Source organism: Pseudomonas sp. R2-60-08W, assembly GCF_003852335.1.
Classification (GTDB): Bacteria; Pseudomonadota; Gammaproteobacteria; order Pseudomonadales; family Pseudomonadaceae; genus Aquipseudomonas.
Map to the genome: position 1 here is coordinate 5,207,877 of NZ_CP027731.1, position 17,124 is coordinate 5,225,000.

The 17,124-nt window shown below is 55.3% G+C and carries 11 protein-coding genes, 4 tRNA genes and 2 rRNA genes (1 of these 17 cut by a window edge); all 17 read right to left on the minus strand.

Annotated elements, in window-relative coordinates; genetic code table 11:
- Positions 1-186: 186 nt before the first annotated feature.
- The gene (gene rpoC, locus C4J90_RS23840) at positions 187-4,386 is read right to left on the minus strand and encodes a DNA-directed RNA polymerase subunit beta' (RefSeq protein ID WP_124364615.1); all 4,200 of its coding nucleotides are present in this window, start codon (positions 4,384-4,386) and stop codon (positions 187-189) included.
- Between the two features lie 64 nt (positions 4,387-4,450).
- Positions 4,451-8,524, minus strand: coding sequence for a DNA-directed RNA polymerase subunit beta (gene rpoB, locus C4J90_RS23845; RefSeq protein ID WP_057724824.1), 4,074 nt, complete (start codon positions 8,522-8,524; stop codon positions 4,451-4,453).
- A 219-nt stretch (positions 8,525-8,743) separates the two neighbouring features.
- On the minus strand, positions 8,744-9,109 hold the full coding sequence (rplL, locus tag C4J90_RS23850; protein ID WP_003176432.1) for a 50S ribosomal protein L7/L12: 366 nt from the start codon (positions 9,107-9,109) through the stop codon (positions 8,744-8,746).
- A gap of 78 nt (positions 9,110-9,187) precedes the next feature.
- Positions 9,188-9,688: a 50S ribosomal protein L10 gene (gene rplJ, locus C4J90_RS23855; RefSeq protein WP_003232405.1), complete on the minus strand. Its 501-nt coding sequence runs from the start codon at positions 9,686-9,688 to the stop codon at positions 9,188-9,190.
- Between the two features lie 199 nt (positions 9,689-9,887).
- The gene (gene rplA, locus C4J90_RS23860; protein ID WP_003232403.1) at positions 9,888-10,583 is read right to left on the minus strand and encodes a 50S ribosomal protein L1; all 696 of its coding nucleotides are present in this window, start codon (positions 10,581-10,583) and stop codon (positions 9,888-9,890) included.
- Positions 10,583-11,014, minus strand: coding sequence for a 50S ribosomal protein L11 (gene rplK / locus C4J90_RS23865; RefSeq protein ID WP_003176435.1), 432 nt, complete (start codon positions 11,012-11,014; stop codon positions 10,583-10,585). The genes rplA and rplK overlap by 1 nt, the downstream gene beginning before the upstream one ends.
- Before the next feature lie 116 nt (positions 11,015-11,130).
- Complete coding sequence (gene nusG, locus C4J90_RS23870) at positions 11,131-11,664, minus strand: transcription termination/antitermination protein NusG (protein ID WP_003176436.1); 534 nt, start codon at positions 11,662-11,664, stop codon at positions 11,131-11,133.
- 9 nt (positions 11,665-11,673) lie between these two features.
- The gene (gene secE / locus C4J90_RS23875) at positions 11,674-12,042 is read right to left on the minus strand and encodes a preprotein translocase subunit SecE (RefSeq protein ID WP_005791990.1); all 369 of its coding nucleotides are present in this window, start codon (positions 12,040-12,042) and stop codon (positions 11,674-11,676) included.
- 45 nt (positions 12,043-12,087) lie between these two features.
- Positions 12,088-12,163: transfer RNA gene (locus C4J90_RS23880), tRNA-Trp, on the minus strand.
- 163 nt (positions 12,164-12,326) lie between these two features.
- Positions 12,327-12,402 (minus strand) — tRNA-Thr (locus C4J90_RS23885).
- Between the two features lie 26 nt (positions 12,403-12,428).
- A tRNA-Gly gene (locus tag C4J90_RS23890) sits at positions 12,429-12,502 on the minus strand.
- Between the two features lie 23 nt (positions 12,503-12,525).
- Positions 12,526-12,610 (minus strand) — tRNA-Tyr (locus C4J90_RS23895).
- 141 nt (positions 12,611-12,751) lie between these two features.
- On the minus strand, positions 12,752-13,198 hold the full coding sequence (locus C4J90_RS23900) for a hypothetical protein (protein ID WP_124364617.1): 447 nt from the start codon (positions 13,196-13,198) through the stop codon (positions 12,752-12,754).
- A 7-nt stretch (positions 13,199-13,205) separates the two neighbouring features.
- The gene (locus tag C4J90_RS23905) at positions 13,206-13,955 is read right to left on the minus strand and encodes a pantothenate kinase (RefSeq protein WP_124420956.1); all 750 of its coding nucleotides are present in this window, start codon (positions 13,953-13,955) and stop codon (positions 13,206-13,208) included.
- Positions 13,945-14,901, minus strand: coding sequence for a bifunctional biotin--[acetyl-CoA-carboxylase] ligase/biotin operon repressor BirA (gene birA / locus C4J90_RS23910; protein ID WP_124415714.1), 957 nt, complete (start codon positions 14,899-14,901; stop codon positions 13,945-13,947). Before birA ends, C4J90_RS23905 begins: the two co-directional genes overlap by 11 nt.
- Before the next feature lie 158 nt (positions 14,902-15,059).
- A 5S ribosomal RNA gene (gene rrf / locus C4J90_RS23915) occupies positions 15,060-15,175 on the minus strand.
- A gap of 171 nt (positions 15,176-15,346) precedes the next feature.
- Positions 15,347-17,124: ribosomal RNA gene (locus C4J90_RS23920) — 23S ribosomal RNA — on the minus strand; it runs 1,114 nt beyond the window's last position.

The window sequence follows — 17,124 nt, forward strand, 5'->3', positions numbered from 1 at the left end:
ATTGTCTTGCAAGAAAAGCAAAATGGCAGGAACGAATTCCCGCCAAATTTAGGGGTACAAGAGTCTAAAGAGGATCTTGCCCCCAGTCAAGGCAAGGCCCCGACCTCCCCGCCCGTCGAACCGGGGCAAAAATGCCTCGATCCGACGAATGGGGCTGCCAGGGCCCGGACTTATTTATCGCAGAACTCAGTTACCGCTTGAGTTCAGCGCTTCGGTCAGTGCAGCTTCCACTTCACTGGCGCTTACGCGCAACGGCTTGTCAGCGTCACGGCGACGTTTACGCTCGCTGTGATAGGCCAAACCGGTACCGGCCGGGATCAGACGACCCACGACCACGTTTTCTTTCAGGCCGCGCAGGTAATCGCGCTTGCCGGTTACCGCTGCTTCGGTCAGTACGCGAGTGGTCTCCTGGAAGGAGGCCGCCGAGATGAACGACTCAGTGGACAACGACGCCTTGGTGATACCCAGCAGCACGCGAGTGAACTTGGAAACGAATTTCTCGTCGCCAGCCAGACGCTCGTTCTCTACGAGTACGTGAGTCAATTCCATCTGGTCGCCCTTGATGAAACTGGAATCGCCGGATTCAGCGATTTCAACTTTACGCAACATCTGACGCAGGATGGTCTCGATGTGCTTATCGTTGATCTTCACGCCTTGCAGACGATAAACGTCCTGGATCTCGTTAACGATGTACTTGGCCAGCGCACTCACACCCAGCAGACGCAGGATATCGTGTGGGTCGCTCGGGCCGTCGGAGATAACTTCGCCGCGGTTTACCTGTTCGCCTTCGAAGACGTTCAGGTGACGCCACTTCGGAATCAGCTCTTCGTACGGATCGCTACCGTCGTTCGGGGTAATGACCAGACGACGCTTGCCCTTGGTCTCTTTACCGAACGCGATGGTGCCGCTGACTTCAGCCAGAATCGACGCTTCTTTCGGACGACGAGCTTCGAACAAGTCGGCAACACGCGGCAGACCACCGGTGATGTCTCGAGTCTTCGAAGTTTCTTGCGGGATACGCGCGATAACATCACCGATCGCGATCTTCGCACCATCCGCTACACCGACCAGGGCGTTGGCTGGCAGGAAGTACTGAGCGATTACGTCAGTGCCTGGCAGCAACAAGTCCTTGCCGTTGTCATCGACCATCTTCACGGCAGGACGGATGTCTTTACCGGCAGCTGGACGATCTTTCGCGTCGAGTACTTCAATGTTGGTCATACCGGTCAATTCGTCAGTCTGACGCTTGATCGTGATGCCTTCTTCCATGCCCACGTAGGTCACGGTACCTTTCATTTCGGTAACGATTGGGTGAGTGTGCGGATCCCACTTGGCCACGATTGCGCCAGCGTCGACCTTGTCACCTTCTTTAACCGAAATCACAGCACCGTACGGCAGCTTGTAACGCTCACGCTCACGACCGTAGTCATCAGCGATTGCCAGCTCACCGGAACGGGACACAGCAACCAAGTGGCCATCCACTCGCTCAACGTGTTTCAGGTTGTGCAGACGGACAGTACCGCCATTCTTCACCTGAACGCTGTCGGCTGCGGAGGTCCGGCTTGCCGCACCACCGATGTGGAACGTACGCATGGTGAGCTGGGTACCCGGCTCACCGATAGACTGGGCAGCGATAACGCCGACCGCTTCACCGATGTTCACCTGGTGACCACGAGCCAAGTCACGACCGTAGCACTTGGCGCAGATGCCATAGCGGGTTTCACAGCTGATCGGCGAACGAACGATCACTTCGTCGATGCTGTTGAGTTCGATGAACTCGACCCACTTCTCGTCTACCAGAGTGCCGGCAGGAACGATAACTTCCTCGGTACCCGGCTTGAAGACGTCACGGGCAATAACACGACCCAATACGCGCTCACCCAGTGGCTCTACAACGTCACCGCCTTCGATGTGCGGAGTCATCACCAGGCCATGCTCGGTGCCGCAATCGATCTCGGTTACAACCAGATCCTGGGCAACGTCTACCAGACGACGTGTCAGGTAACCGGAGTTAGCGGTTTTCAACGCGGTATCCGCCAGACCTTTACGAGCACCGTGAGTAGAGATGAAGTACTGGAGTACGCTCAACCCTTCACGGAAGTTCGCTGTAATCGGCGTTTCGATGATGGAACCGTCCGGTTTGGCCATCAGGCCACGCATACCGGCGAGCTGACGGATCTGCGCAGCAGAACCCCGTGCGCCCGAGTCGGCCATCATGTACATCGAGTTGAAGGATTCCTGGTCAACTTCGTCGCCGTGACGGTCGATGACTTTCTCTTTCGAGAGGTTGGCCATCATCGCCTTGGAAACTTCGTCGTTGGCCTTGGACCAAAGGTCGATCACCTTGTTGTACTTCTCGCCCTGGGTTACCAGGCCGGAGGCGTACTGGCTCTCGATCTCTTTCACTTCATCGGTTGCAGCCGCGATGATGCGAGCTTTTTCATCTGGGATAACAAAGTCGTTAACACCGATGGAAACGCCGGAAATGGTCGAATAAGCAAAACCGGTGTACATCAACTGGTCAGCGAAGATCACGGTCTCTTTCAAACCAACCACGCGGTAGCACTGGTTGATCAGCCTGGAGATCGCCTTTTTCTTCATTGGCAGGTTGACGACGTCGTACGACAAACCTTTTGGTACAACCTGATACAACAGCGCACGGCCGACAGTCGTGTCGACGATACGAACATTGCTCACGCTGCCGCCGTCACGGTCGTTGACGGTTTCGTGAATCCGCACTTTGACCTTGGCGTGCAGTGCGGCTTCGCCGGCACGGAACACACGGTCAACTTCCTGCAGGTCAGCGAACACACGACCTTCACCCTTGGCGTTGATCGCTTCGCGGGTCATGTAGTACAGACCCAATACAACGTCCTGCGACGGAACGATGATTGGCTCACCGTTGGCTGGCGACAGGATGTTGTTGGTCGACATCATCAACGCACGCGCTTCCAACTGGGCTTCCAGTGTCAGCGGAACGTGCACGGCCATTTGGTCGCCGTCGAAGTCGGCGTTGTACGCAGCACAGACCAGAGGGTGCAGCTGGATAGCCTTGCCTTCGATCAGTACCGGTTCAAACGCCTGGATACCCAGACGGTGAAGGGTCGGTGCACGGTTGAGGAGAACCGGGTGTTCGCGAATCACTTCAGCGAGAACGTCCCAAACCTCTGGCAGCTCGCGCTCGACCATTTTCTTGGCCGCTTTGATGGTGGTCGCGAGACCGCGCATTTCCAGCTTGCCGAAGATGAACGGCTTGAACAGCTCGAGCGCCATCTTCTTAGGCAGACCGCACTGGTGCAGACGCAGGGTCGGGCCTACGGTAATTACCGAACGACCGGAGTAGTCAACACGCTTACCGAGCAAGTTCTGACGGAAACGACCTTGCTTACCCTTGATCATGTCAGCCAGGGATTTCAGAGGACGCTTGTTGGAACCCGTGATAGCGCGGCCACGACGACCGTTGTCGAGCAAGGCGTCGACCGCTTCTTGCAACATACGCTTTTCGTTGCGCACGATGATGTCCGGAGCGGACAGATCAAGCAGGCGCTTCAAGCGGTTGTTACGGTTGATCACGCGGCGGTACAGGTCGTTGAGGTCGGACGTCGCGAAACGACCACCGTCCAACGGTACCAGCGGACGCAGATCTGGCGGCAGAACCGGCAGAACGGTCAGCACCATCCACTCTGGCAAGTTGCCGGAACCCTGGAAGGCTTCCATCAACTTCAGACGCTTGGACAGTTTCTTGATCTTGGTTTCGGAGTTGGTTTGCGGAATTTCTTCGCGCAGACGGCCAATCTCGTGTTCCAGGTCGATAGCGTGCAGCAGTTCGCGGACAGCTTCGGCACCCATGCGGGCATCGAAATCATCACCGAACTCTTCCAGCGCTTCGAAGTACTGCTCGTCGTTCAGCAGCTGACCTTTTTCAAGGGTGGTCATGCCTGGGTCGATAACGACATAGCTCTCGAAGTAGAGAACGCGTTCGATATCACGCAGGGTCATGTCCATCAGCAAGCCGATACGGGACGGCAGCGATTTCAGGAACCAGATGTGGGCAACCGGCGAAGCCAGTTCGATGTGCGCCATGCGCTCACGACGAACCTTGGCCAGCGCAACTTCAACGCCGCACTTCTCGCAGATCACACCACGGTGCTTCAAGCGCTTGTACTTACCGCACAGGCACTCGTAATCCTTTACCGGGCCAAAGATCTTGGCGCAGAACAGGCCGTCACGCTCAGGTTTGAACGTACGGTAGTTGATGGTTTCCGGCTTTTTAACTTCACCGAACGACCACGAACGGATCATCTCAGGCGATGCCAGTCCAATACGGATGGCGTCGAACTCTTCGACTTGACCCTGGTTTTTCAGCAAATTCAGTAGGTCTTTCAAGGCCTTTCCTCCTGGCGGAGCAGAGAGCGGGCATCACTGCCCCGCTCTCGATTCGCGTCACGTGTTATTCGGTTTCCAGATCGATATCGATGCCGAGGGAACGAATTTCTTTGATCAACACGTTGAAAGACTCGGGCATGCCCGGCTCCATACGGTGATCGCCGTCCACGATGTTTTTGTACATCTTGGTACGACCGTTCACATCGTCCGACTTCACTGTGAGCATTTCTTGCAGAGTGTATGCAGCACCGTATGCTTCCAGTGCCCAGACCTCCATCTCCCCGAAACGCTGACCACCGAACTGAGCCTTACCACCCAGCGGCTGCTGGGTAACCAGGCTGTACGAACCGGTAGAACGAGCGTGCATCTTGTCGTCTACCAAGTGGTTCAGCTTCAGCATGTACATGTAGCCAACAGTAACCGGGCGCTCGAACTTGTTGCCGGTACGGCCGTCGAACAGCTGCATCTGGCCGCTTTCCGGCAGGTCTGCCAGTTTCAGCATGGCCTTGATTTCGCTTTCCTTGGCACCGTCGAACACCGGGGTAGCCATTGGAACGCCGCCGCGCAGGTTCTTCGCCAGATCCAGGATTTCCTGGTCGGTGAAGGTGTCCAGTTCTTCGTTGCGACCGCCGATCTCGTTGTAGATCTCGTGCAGGAACTTGCGCAGGTCTGCGACCTTGCGCTGCTCTTCGATCATACGGTTGATCTTCTCGCCCAGACCTTTGGCCGCGAGGCCCAGGTGGGTTTCGAGGATCTGACCAACGTTCATACGCGAAGGTACGCCCAATGGGTTGAGGACAACGTCGACCGGGGTGCCATTGGCATCGTGCGGCATGTCTTCAACCGGCATGATCACGGAGACCACACCCTTGTTACCGTGACGACCGGCCATCTTGTCGCCCGGCTGGATGCGACGACGGATTGCCAGGTAAACCTTGACGATTTTCAGCACGCCTGGAGCCAGGTCATCGCCCTGCTGCAGTTTGCGCTTCTTGTCTTCGAACTTGTCGTCCAGCAGACGGCGGCGATCAACGATATAGGCCTGGGCCTTCTCGAGCTGCTCGTTCAGAGCATCTTCAGCCATGCGCAGTTTGAACCACTGGCCGTGCTCAAGACCGTCGAGGATTTCGTCGGTGATGTCCTGACCTTTCTTCAGACCTGCGCCGCCTTCAGCCTTGTGGCCTACCAGAGCGGAGCGCAGACGTTCGAAGGTCGCGCCTTCAACGATACGGAACTCTTCGTTGAGGTCCTTGCGGATCTCGTCGAGTTGAGTCTTCTCGATGGACAGCGCACGAGCATCACGCTCAACGCCGTCACGGGTGAAGACCTGTACGTCGATGACAGTACCCTTGGTACCGGTAGGTACACGCAGGGAAGTGTCTTTAACGTCGCTGGCTTTTTCACCGAAGATGGCACGCAACAGCTTCTCTTCCGGAGTCAGCTGGGTCTCGCCTTTCGGAGTGACCTTACCGACCAGGATGTCGCCAGCGCCAACTTCAGCACCTACATAAACGATACCGGCTTCGTCCAGCTTGTTCAGTGCAGCTTCACCCACGTTCGGGATGTCTGCAGTGATTTCCTCTGGCCCAAGCTTGGTGTCACGCGCCACACAGGTCAATTCCTGGATGTGGATCGTGGTAAAGCGATCTTCTTGAACAACTCGTTCCGACAGGCAGATGGAGTCTTCGAAGTTGTAACCGTTCCAGGCCATGAACGCGATGCGCATGTTCTGACCCAGTGCCAGCTCACCCATGTCGGTGGACGGGCCATCGGCCATGATGTCGCTACGCTGAACGCGGTCACCCTTACGCACCAGCGGACGCTGGTTAATGCAGGTGTTCTGGTTCGAACGGGTGTATTTGGTCAGGTTGTAGATGTCGACGCCGGCTTCACCGGTTTCAACTTCGTCATCTGCAACACGAACCACGATACGGCTGGCATCAACGGAGTCGATCACGCCGCCACGACGAGCCACGACGCAAACGCCGGAGTCACGGGCTACGTTACGCTCCATGCCGGTACCTACCAGCGGCTTGTCGGCGCGCAGGGTCGGTACAGCTTGACGCTGCATGTTGGAACCCATCAACGCACGGTTGGCGTCATCGTGCTCCAGGAACGGGATCAGCGACGCTGCAACCGAAACTACCTGCTTGGGCGATACGTCCATCAAGGTGACGTCTTCCGGCGCCTTGACGGTGAACTCGTTCAAGTGACGAACGGCTACCAGCTCGTCGATCAGGACTTTCTTGTCGTTCATCGTGGCCGAAGCCTGAGCGATCACGTGATCAGCTTCTTCGATGGCGGACAGGAACACGATCTCGTCAGTGACCAGACCCTCTTTCACCACACGGTACGGGCTCTCAAGGAAGCCGTACTGGTTGGTGCGCGCATAAGCGGCCAGGGAGTTGATCAGACCGATGTTCGGACCTTCCGGCGTTTCGATCGGGCATACACGACCGTAATGCGTCGGGTGTACGTCACGGACTTCAAAGCCAGCGCGCTCACGAGTCAGACCGCCCGGGCCCAGTGCAGAGACACGGCGCTTATGGGTGATCTCGGAGAGCGGGTTGTTCTGGTCCATGAACTGCGAGAGCTGGCTGGAGCCGAAGAACTCTTTCACCGCTGCAGCCACTGGCTTGGCGTTGATCAGGTCTTGCGGCATCAGGCCTTCGCTTTCAGCCATCGACAGACGCTCTTTGACCGCACGCTCAACACGTACCAGGCCAACGCGGAACTGGTTCTCGGCCATTTCGCCTACGCAGCGAACACGACGGTTACCCAGGTGGTCGATGTCATCGACAATGCCTTTGCCGTTACGGATGTCGACCAGGGTCTTCAGTACCGCGACGATGTCTTCCTTGCACAGCACGCCCGAACCTTCGATTTCGGTACGACCGATACGACGGTTGAACTTCATCCGGCCGACCGCAGACAGGTCATAGCGCTCAGGGCTGAAGAACAGGTTGTTGAACAGGGTCTCGGCAGCGTCTTTGGTTGGCGGCTCACCAGGACGCATCATGCGATAGATCTCGACCAGCGCTTCCAATTGGTTGCTGGTGGAGTCGATCTTCAGCGTGTCGGAGATGAACGGACCGCAGTCGATGTCGTTGGTGTACAGGGTCTCGATGCGAACGACCTGGGCCTTGGCAATTTTGGCCAGGATCTCGGTGTTCAGCTCGGTGTTGCACTCAGCCAGGATTTCGCCTGTAGCCGGGTGAACGATGACCTTGGCGGTAGTGCGGCCCAGGACGTAGTCCAGCGGCACTTCCAACTCTTTGAGGCCGGCTTTTTCGATCTGGTTGATGTGGCGCGCGGTAATACGACGGCCAGCTTCAACAATGACCTTGCCTTTTTCATCCTGGATGTCCAGGACGGCAATTTCACCACGCAGACGCGAAGCGATCAGCTCCAGCTTGAGGGTTTCATCCTTCAGGCTGAATACGTTGGTGGTGTAGAAGGCGTCCAGCACTTGCTCAGTGGTATAGCCGAGCGCGCGCAGCAGTACCGAGGCCGGCAGCTTGCGACGACGGTCGATACGCACGAACACGCAGTCTTTCGGGTCGAACTCGAAGTCCAACCACGAACCGCGGTACGGAATGATCCGCGCGGAGTACAGGAGCTTACCGGAGCTGTGCGTCTTGCCGCGGTCGTGGTCGAAGAACACGCCCGGGGAACGGTGCAGCTGGGAAACGATTACGCGCTCGGTACCGTTGATAACGAAGGTACCGTTTTCAGTCATCAGTGGGATTTCGCCCATGTAGACTTCTTGCTCTTTGATGTCCTTGATCGCTTTGTTCGACGATTCTTTGTCGAAAATGATCAGACGGACTTTTACCCGCAAAGGTACGGCGTACGTAACACCGCGCAACACGCATTCTTTGACATCAAATGCCGGTTCGCCCAGGCGATAACCGACGTACTCCAGCGCAGCATTGCCGGAGTAGCTGATGATCGGGAAAACGGATTTGAAGGCCGCATGCAGGCCCACGTCGCGGAACTGATCTTTGGTCGCTCCCGCCTGCAAGAATTCACGATACGAATCCAGCTGGATAGCCAGAAGGTACGGGACATCCATGACGTCCGGCAACTTGCTAAAGTCCTTGCGGATACGTTTTTTCTCAGTATATGAGTAAGCCATCAGCGTTCCCCAGCTTGGTCACCTGCTTGTTTGGCCCTCCCGACGGGAGCAGCCAGAAAATCTTGCAAACCCCATGGTTTGCACCACCGCATCGGGTGGCTACAGCGCGTTAATGGCGGCGACCGAGTCGTCAGCCAAGAACGGAAAAAGGCCGGTGGCAAGAGCCACCAGCCATCAGCCTTCAGCTTAAAGCGTGGGCTGGAGACGCAAGGTCGATGCTTACTTCAGCTCGACTTTAGCGCCTGCTTCTTCCAGAGTAGCTTTGGCTTTGTCAGCAGCGTCTTTCGACACAGCTTCCAGAACCTGGGCAGGAGCGCCGTCAACTACAGCCTTGGCTTCTTTCAGGCCCAGACCGGTCAGTTCACGTACTGCCTTGATCACGTTTACTTTCTTCTCGCCAGCTTCCAGCAGCATGACGTTGAATTCGGTTTGCTCTTCAGCAGCGACAGCAGCAACAGCTGGGCCAGCGGAAGCAGCGGCAGCGGAAACGCCGAATTTTTCTTCGAAAGCTTTGATCAGCTCAACAACCTGCAGAACCGACATTTCAGCTACGGCGTTGAGGATATCGTCTTGGGAGATAGACATTGCTGTATTTCCTGAATTGGGGGACGGCCTACGCGGCCATCGAAATAAACAAAAATACGCGAGAGACGTTGCTCAGCCTTAGGCTGCGGCAGCTTCTTTTTGCTCGCGAACTGCAGCCAGAGTACGAGCCAGCTTGCTGGTAGCGCCTTGAATCACGCTCATCAGCTGCGAAATGGCTTCGTCGCGGGTCGGCAGTGTTGCCAGTACGTCGATTTGGTTAGCTGCGAGGAACTTGCCCTCGAACGCAGCTGCCTTGATCTCGAACTTGTCCTGACTCTTGGCGAATTCCTTGAACAAACGGGCAGCAGCGCCTGGATGATCTTTGGAGAACGCGATCAGAGTCGGGCCGGTGAACACGTCGTTGAGCACACTGTATTCAGTGTCAGCAACGGCGCGCTTGAGCAAGGTGTTACGTACAACACGTACGTACACGCCAGCTTCACGAGCCTCTTTACGGAGTCCGGTCATAGCGCCTACTGTCACACCACGGGCATCAGCCACGACAGCGGACAGAGCAGCTTTGGCAGCCTCGTTGACTTCAGCGACGATGGCCTTCTTGTCTTCGAGATTAATTGCCACGGGTTTAACTCCTGCTTGTTACCGTTTCATCCGGCCTAGGCCTGATGTCGTTTTGGTGTCTGATTCGGTAAGGAACCGGGAGCACCATCTGCGTAGGCTTGTTGGTTTAAGACTTGCGTCGCCTACGGTCTTGGATAGCCCCCGCCAGGCAGGGACCCCAATCTTTCAATTGGCGCAATCACTTGCGCCAACCTGTGTCTTATACGTCCAGCGAGCCTTGGTCGATGACCAGACCTGGGCCCATAGTGGTGCTCAGGGTAACGCGCTTGACGTAGATACCTTTCGAGGAAGCAGGCTTGATACGCTTCAGATCAGCGATCAGAGCTTCAACGTTTTCCTTCAGCTTGACGGCATCGAAGCCGACCTTGCCAACGGAGGTGTGAATGATGCCGTTTTTGTCGGTGCGATAACGAACTTGACCAGCCTTGGCGTTTTTAACCGCGGTAGCTACGTCTGGCGTTACGGTGCCGACTTTAGGGTTAGGCATCAGGCCACGTGGACCCAGGATCTGACCCAACTGACCTACAACGCGCATTGCATCCGGGGAGGCAATAACGACGTCATAGTTCAGGTCGCCGCCTTTCATTTCGGCAGCCAGGTCGTCCATGCCAACGCGATCGGCGCCAGCGGCCAGAGCAGCTTCAGCGGCCGGACCTTGGGTGAAGACAGCAACACGTACGGTCTTGCCAGTACCGTGTGGCAGCACAGTAGCGCTACGAACGACCTGGTCGGATTTACGTGGGTCAACGCCCAGATTCACAGCAACGTCAACGGACTCGCTGAACTTGACAGTCGACAGCTCGGTCAGCAGAGCAGCAGCGTCTACAAAATTGTAGGCCTTGCCCGCTTCGATTTTGCCGGCGATAGCCTTTTGGCGCTTGGTCAGCTTAGCCATTACACACCCTCCACGTTAAGGCCCATGCTACGAGCAGAACCGGCGATGGTACGCACGGCTGCATCCATATCAGCTGCAGTCAGATCCGCGTTTTTGGTTTTCGCGATTTCTTCCAGCTGAGCACGAGTTACGGTGCCAACCTTAACGGTGTTCGGACGAGCGGAACCGCTAGTCAGACCGGCAGCTTTCTTCAGAAGAACCGAAGCCGGAGTCGACTTGGTTTCGAAAGTGAAGCTACGGTCGCTGTATACAGTGATGATCACTGGAGTCGGCAGACCTGGCTCAAGACCCTGAGTACGGGCGTTGAAAGCCTTGCAGAACTCCATGATGTTCACGCCGTGCTGACCCAGAGCTGGACCGACGGGTGGGCTAGGGTTGGCCTGAGCGGCCTTCACTTGCAGCTTGATGTAAGCGGTAATCTTCTTGGCCATGAGGCACTCCAATTACGGGTTCGAACGCCTCGAAAGGCTCCCCGGTTACTTGCGCGTTTATCCCAGTGACGACAAAACCCCACAGCCTAGGCTGCGGGGTTGGGATGCTTGCTCAGCTAGACCTTTTCGACCTGACTGAACTCCAACTCTACCGGAGTAGAGCGACCGAAAATGAGCACTGCCACTTGGATCCGGCTCTTTTCGTAGTTAACTTCTTCGACAGTGCCGTTGAAATCAGCGAACGGACCGTCTGTAACACGAACAACCTCACCTGGCTCGAACAACGTCTTCGGCTTAGGTTTGTCGCTACCGTCAGCAACACGACGCAGAATTGCTTCCGCTTCTTTGTCAGTGATCGGCGCAGGCTTATCAGCGGTACCGCCAATGAAACCCATGACACGAGGAGTGTCCTTGACCAAGTGCCAAGTACCTTCGTTCATGTCCATCTGTACCAGCACGTAGCCAGGGAAGAACTTGCGTTCACTCTTGCGCTTCTGACCATTCCGCATTTCAACCACTTCTTCAGTGGGAACCAGAATTTCGCCGAAGCCATCTTCCATGCCTGCCAGCTTTACGCGCTCCAGCAAAGAGCGCATAACATGCTTCTCGTAACCCGAGTAAGCATGCACAACGTACCAACGCTTAGCCACGGGACACCCTTAGCCAACAATCAAGGAAACAAGCCAGCCGAGCAGGGAATCAAGCCCCCACAACAGCAACGCCATAACCAGAACAACAGCCACGACAATCAATGTGGTCTGTGTGGTTTCTTGGCGAGTCGGCCAAACGACTTTACGAATTTCGGTGCGAGCTTCCTTTACCAGGACCGCGAAAGACTTGCCTTTAGCGGTCTGCAGACCTACAAAGGCAGCTACAGCAGCAAGGGCAAGCAAAGCGAGAACGCGGTACAGGATCGGCGAAGCAGAATAGTACTGATTGCCAACAACGCCTACGACCACCAAGGCAACTACGGCGAGCCACTTGAACAGATCGAAACGAGAGCTTTGAGCTTCAGCCTTAGGAGTCATCTATGAAGATCCTGTGAAAAGAAAGCCAGACACACCACGTGAATCTGGCAGGTCAGGAGGGAATCGAACCCCCAACCTACGGTTTTGGAGACCGTCGCTCTGCCAATTGAGCTACTGACCTAAAACAAAATCAGGCCGACCATTATGCAGGCCCGAAAAAGACTTTACAACAACCAACCCCAACAGACTTGAAATCAACTGACAACCAACGCCAGAAACAACATGATACAAGCCGAGGCAGCCGTTAAAACAAAGGCAGATATTTTCATATCTGCCTTGTTATATGGAGCTCTTGAGCGGATTTGAACCGCTGACCTCACCCTTACCAAGGGTGTGCTCTACCAACTGAGCTACAAGAGCAAAACACCGTGCACAACCTGCAAACTTGGAGCGGGTAGCGGGAATCGAACCCGCATCATCAGCTTGGAAGGCTGAGGTTCTACCACTAAACTATACCCGCGGAGCTTGCAGCTCACGCTAAAATGGTGGAGGGGGAAGGATTCGAACCTTCGAAGTCGTAGACGTCAGATTTACAGTCTGATCCCTTTGGCCGCTCGGGAACCCCTCCTAAGCGAGCCGGCATTTTACATCACGCCGACCTTCTGTCAAGCATTTTCTCATTTAAATTATGAGGTTAGCTGCATTGACGTCGCTTCCCACCAAAGCCTCTGAAGGTCTTCACTGCGAAGCGGGCGCCATTCTATGCAAACTATTCGAGAGTTGCAATGCCTTCGCACAGCATTATTTTGTGTTTTAACTCATTGAATTCCTTAGCAAGGTTTTCAAAGGGCAGATCATCCGCCAAGCGCCTGCTTTCAGGGGCCACTCGAAGCCAGTAACCGCTGGCCTCAGGCATGTTCAGCAATTGAACCTTGACCTTTATATCCAGGCTGGTGAGGCGCTGCTCGACAGCTTGCGCCTGACGCTGATCGGTAAATCCTCCGATGTACAGGCAGGAATTTTGCGTGTCGGGCGTTTTTGCACGATCTCTTCGAGCCATCGTTTCGGAAGATTCACTCAGCAATCGTATGTCCTGCTGGGAGCCACGATAAAGGCTCAGGGGGGTGACGTCCTTGGCGCGCAATGGCGCCTCTTGCTGATGCCATATGTAATAAAAGACGTTGAGGATCAGTAGAAGCAGGAACAGCCAACGCATAAACACCTCATAACAACGGACATGCCATTGCCAGACCAATAAATACCAGATCAGGAACAAGCCGCGCCTGCGGCACAGCGTCGAACACCAGGTCAGCATCTCCACCCGTCAGGAACACCGTGAAGTCTTCTCCCCAATAACCTCTGGCAAGCTCGATCTGTGTCAACACAAACCCCCTTAGCATCAGTGTACAGCCACGCTCGACGGCCTCGGCGGTTGTACGTCCAGGCGATAGACGTTCCAGAGCACGCTCAGCAGCAGCGTCGTCGTAGCGTATCTTGCGCGTATGCGTGCGCAGCTGGTCGCGCATAAGAGGCAGACCAGGGCAAATGAAACCTCCCAAGTGTTCGCCATGTGCATCGATAAAATCGGCAGTCGCCGCAGTGCCAAAATCCAGCACCAGGCAAGCGCCTGACGCCAACTTGTACCCACCAAGGATCGCCAGCCAACGATCAAGACCAAGCCGCTCGAAATCGTCATAGCCATTGCGAACGCCCGCCATCTGCGCAGCTGATGTCGCGCACGAAACAGTGATGCCAAAAGCCTCGACCAATGTCTCGACCAGCTTGTTTGTTTCCTCCAGCGCACGAACGCTCACCAGCCGGCAACGGGTGAGCGACATGTCCGGCACCGCATTCAGACTTTCAATCAATGCGAGATTCGAACCGACAACGCCCTCCGCCACGGCGGCCACCCTGTCGACACCCAGCACTCGCCATTTGATAAAGCTATTCCCACAGTCGAGTTCAAGAATCATCACGCAACCTCAGGCTTAGCTCACCACCGCTGTAAGTTTTCTCAACACCGTCAACGCTCAAGCGCAACGCACCTTGACGGTCAACACCGAGTACCACTCCATCAATACGACTCACACCGGCGATAAGCGATACCGCCCGCCCTTGCCATGCATGATTGCTCTCCCATTCCTCCTGGAGAGCTGAAAAGCCAGACTCCCTGTGCCGATCCAGGTAGCGCTGGAGCTGTAAGCTGACTTGGGCCACCAAGGCATTACGATCAGCAGCAGAACCCGTCTCAAGCTGTACCGACGTCCATTGCTGGTCAACCTCGGCCTTCTGCATATTCACGTTGATGCCGATGCCGACAACCACGTGACAGATGTCTGCCGGATCCCCCACTAACTCCAGCAATATTCCAGCAATCTTCTTCTGCCCGACCAATACGTCGTTTGGCCATTTCAAGGCTGCGCCCTGCACACCCGACTCTCGCAAAGCCTGGATGACCGCCAAACCCACCACAAGACTCAAGCCCTCCAATTGCCCGAGGCCATCCTCAATACGCAGCACGAGACTGTAATAGATATTTTGGGCGAATGGACTGACCCACTTTCGGCCACGCCTGCCTCGGCCAGCTGTTTGCTGCTCAGCCAATACCAGAACCGGCGCGGCTTGCGCAGCACCCACCAAGCGCAACGCCTCAGCATTGGTGGAATCAATCGAGTCATGAACGTGGATAGGCCACGGCGCCGACGGCACACTTCGCGCAATCTCTTCTGCATTCAAAAACACCAGCGGCGCTGCTAGCTGGTATCCCTTACCACGCACCTTATGAATAGGTAGATTCAATTCAGCCTCAAGAAGCTGAAGCTGCTTCCACACGGCACTGCGGCTAACGCCCAGGGCGGCACCCAGCGCCTCCCCGGAATGGAATCGGCCATCTTTCAGAAGTTCTAACAGCGTAAGCATGCAGGTATCGCCTCACAATGAGGCACGCATAATAGCCATGCGAAGAGGCATTGCATAGAAAGGCCGCACATCCCCAGCCGGAGATATATACCCCTGGCACTTTCGACCGCCCAAAACAAAACCCCATCTGCTTTCGCAAATGGGGTTTCGGAATTTAATCTTGACGATGACCTACTCTCACATGGGGAAACCCCACACTACCATCGGCGATGCATCGTTTCACTACTGAGTTCGGGATGGGATCAGGTGGTTCCAATGCTCTATGGTCGTCAAGAAATTCGGGTACTGAGTCGTGGCCAGATGGCCTCGCTTCAGCAAATTGGGTATGGGATAGAATTCGGTGTTTTGTGAGTATCGAACTTTCGGTTCATTGCGTCTTCACACACCGCAATCTGATGCTTCTGCTTTTTTAAAGTCAGGAGTAGTCAAATTGCTTGGGTGTTATATGGTCAAGCCTCACGGGCAATTAGTATTGGTTAGCTCAACGCCTCACAGCGCTTACACACCCAACCTATCAACGTCGTAGTCTTCGACGGCCCTTCAGGGGACTCAAGGTCCCAGTGAGATCTCATCTTGAGGCTAGTTTCCCGCTTAGATGCTTTCAGCGGTTATCTATTCCGAACATAGCTACCCGGCAATGCCACTGGCGTGACAACCGGAACACCAGAGGTTCGTCCACTCCGGTCCTCTCGTACTAGGAGCAGCCCCTCTCAAATCTCAAACGTCCACGGCAGATAGGGACCGAACTGTCTCACGACGTTCTAAACCCAGCTCGCGTACCACTTTAAATGGCGAACAGCCATACCCTTGGGACCGGCTTCAGCCCCAGGATGTGATGAGCCGACATCGAGGTGCCAAACACCGCCGTCGATATGAACTCTTGGGCGGTATCAGCCTGTTATCCCCGGAGTACCTTTTATCCGTTGAGCGATGGCCCTTCCATACAGAACCACCGGATCACTAAGACCTACTTTCGTACCTGCTCGACGTGTCTGTCTCGCAGTCAAGCGCGCTTTTGCCTTTATACTCTACGACCGATTTCCGACCGGTCTGAGCGCACCTTCGTACTCCTCCGTTACTCTTTAGGAGGAGACCGCCCCAGTCAAACTACCCACCATACACTGTCCTCGATCCGGATAACGGACCTGAGTTAGAACCTCAAAGTTGCCAGGGTGGTATTTCAAGGTTGGCTCCACGCGAACTGGCGTCCACGCTTCAAAGCCTCCCACCTATCCTACACAAGCAAATTCAAAGTCCAGTGCAAAGCTATAGTAAAGGTTCACGGGGTCTTTCCGTCTAGCCGCGGATACACTGCATCTTCACAGCGATTTCAATTTCACTGAGTCTCGGGTGGAGACAGCGCCGCCATCGTTACGCCATTCGTGCAGGTCGGAACTTACCCGACAAGGAATTTCGCTACCTTAGGACCGTTATAGTTACGGCCGCCGTTTACCGGGGCTTCGATCAAGAGCTTCGCGTTAGCTAACCCCATCAATTAACCTTCCGGCACCGGGCAGGCGTCACACCCTATACGTCCACTTTCGTGTTTGCAGAGTGCTGTGTTTTTAATAAACAGTCGCAGCGGCCTGGTATCTTCGACCGGCATGAGCTTACGGAGCAAGTCCTTCACCCTCACCGGCGCACCTTCTCCCGAAGTTACGGTGCCATTTTGCCTAGTTCCTTCACCCGAGTTCTCTCAAGCGCCTTGGTATTCTCTACCCAACCACCTGTGTCGGTTTGGGGTACGGTTCCTGGTTACCTGAAGCTTAGAAGCTTTTCTTGGAAGCATGGCATCAACCACTTCGTCATCTAAAAGACAACTCGTCATCAGCTCTCGGCCTTAGAATCCCGGATTTACCTAAGATTCCAGCCTACCACCTTAAACTTGGACAACCAACGCCAAGCTGGCCTAGCCTTCTCCGTCCCTCCATCGCAATAACCAGAAGTACAGGAATATTAACCTGTTTTCCATCGACTACGCTTTTCAGCCTCGCCTTAGGGACCGACTAACCCTGCGTCGATTAACGTTGCGCAGGAAACCTTGGTCTTTCGGCGTGGGTGTTTTTCACACCCATTGTCGTTACTCATGTCAGCATTCGCACTTCTGATACCTCCAGCAAGCTTCTCAACTCACCTTCACAGGCTTACAGAACGCTCCTCTACCGCATCACTTACGTGATACCCGTAGCTTCGGTGTATGGTTTGAGCCCCGTTACATCTTCC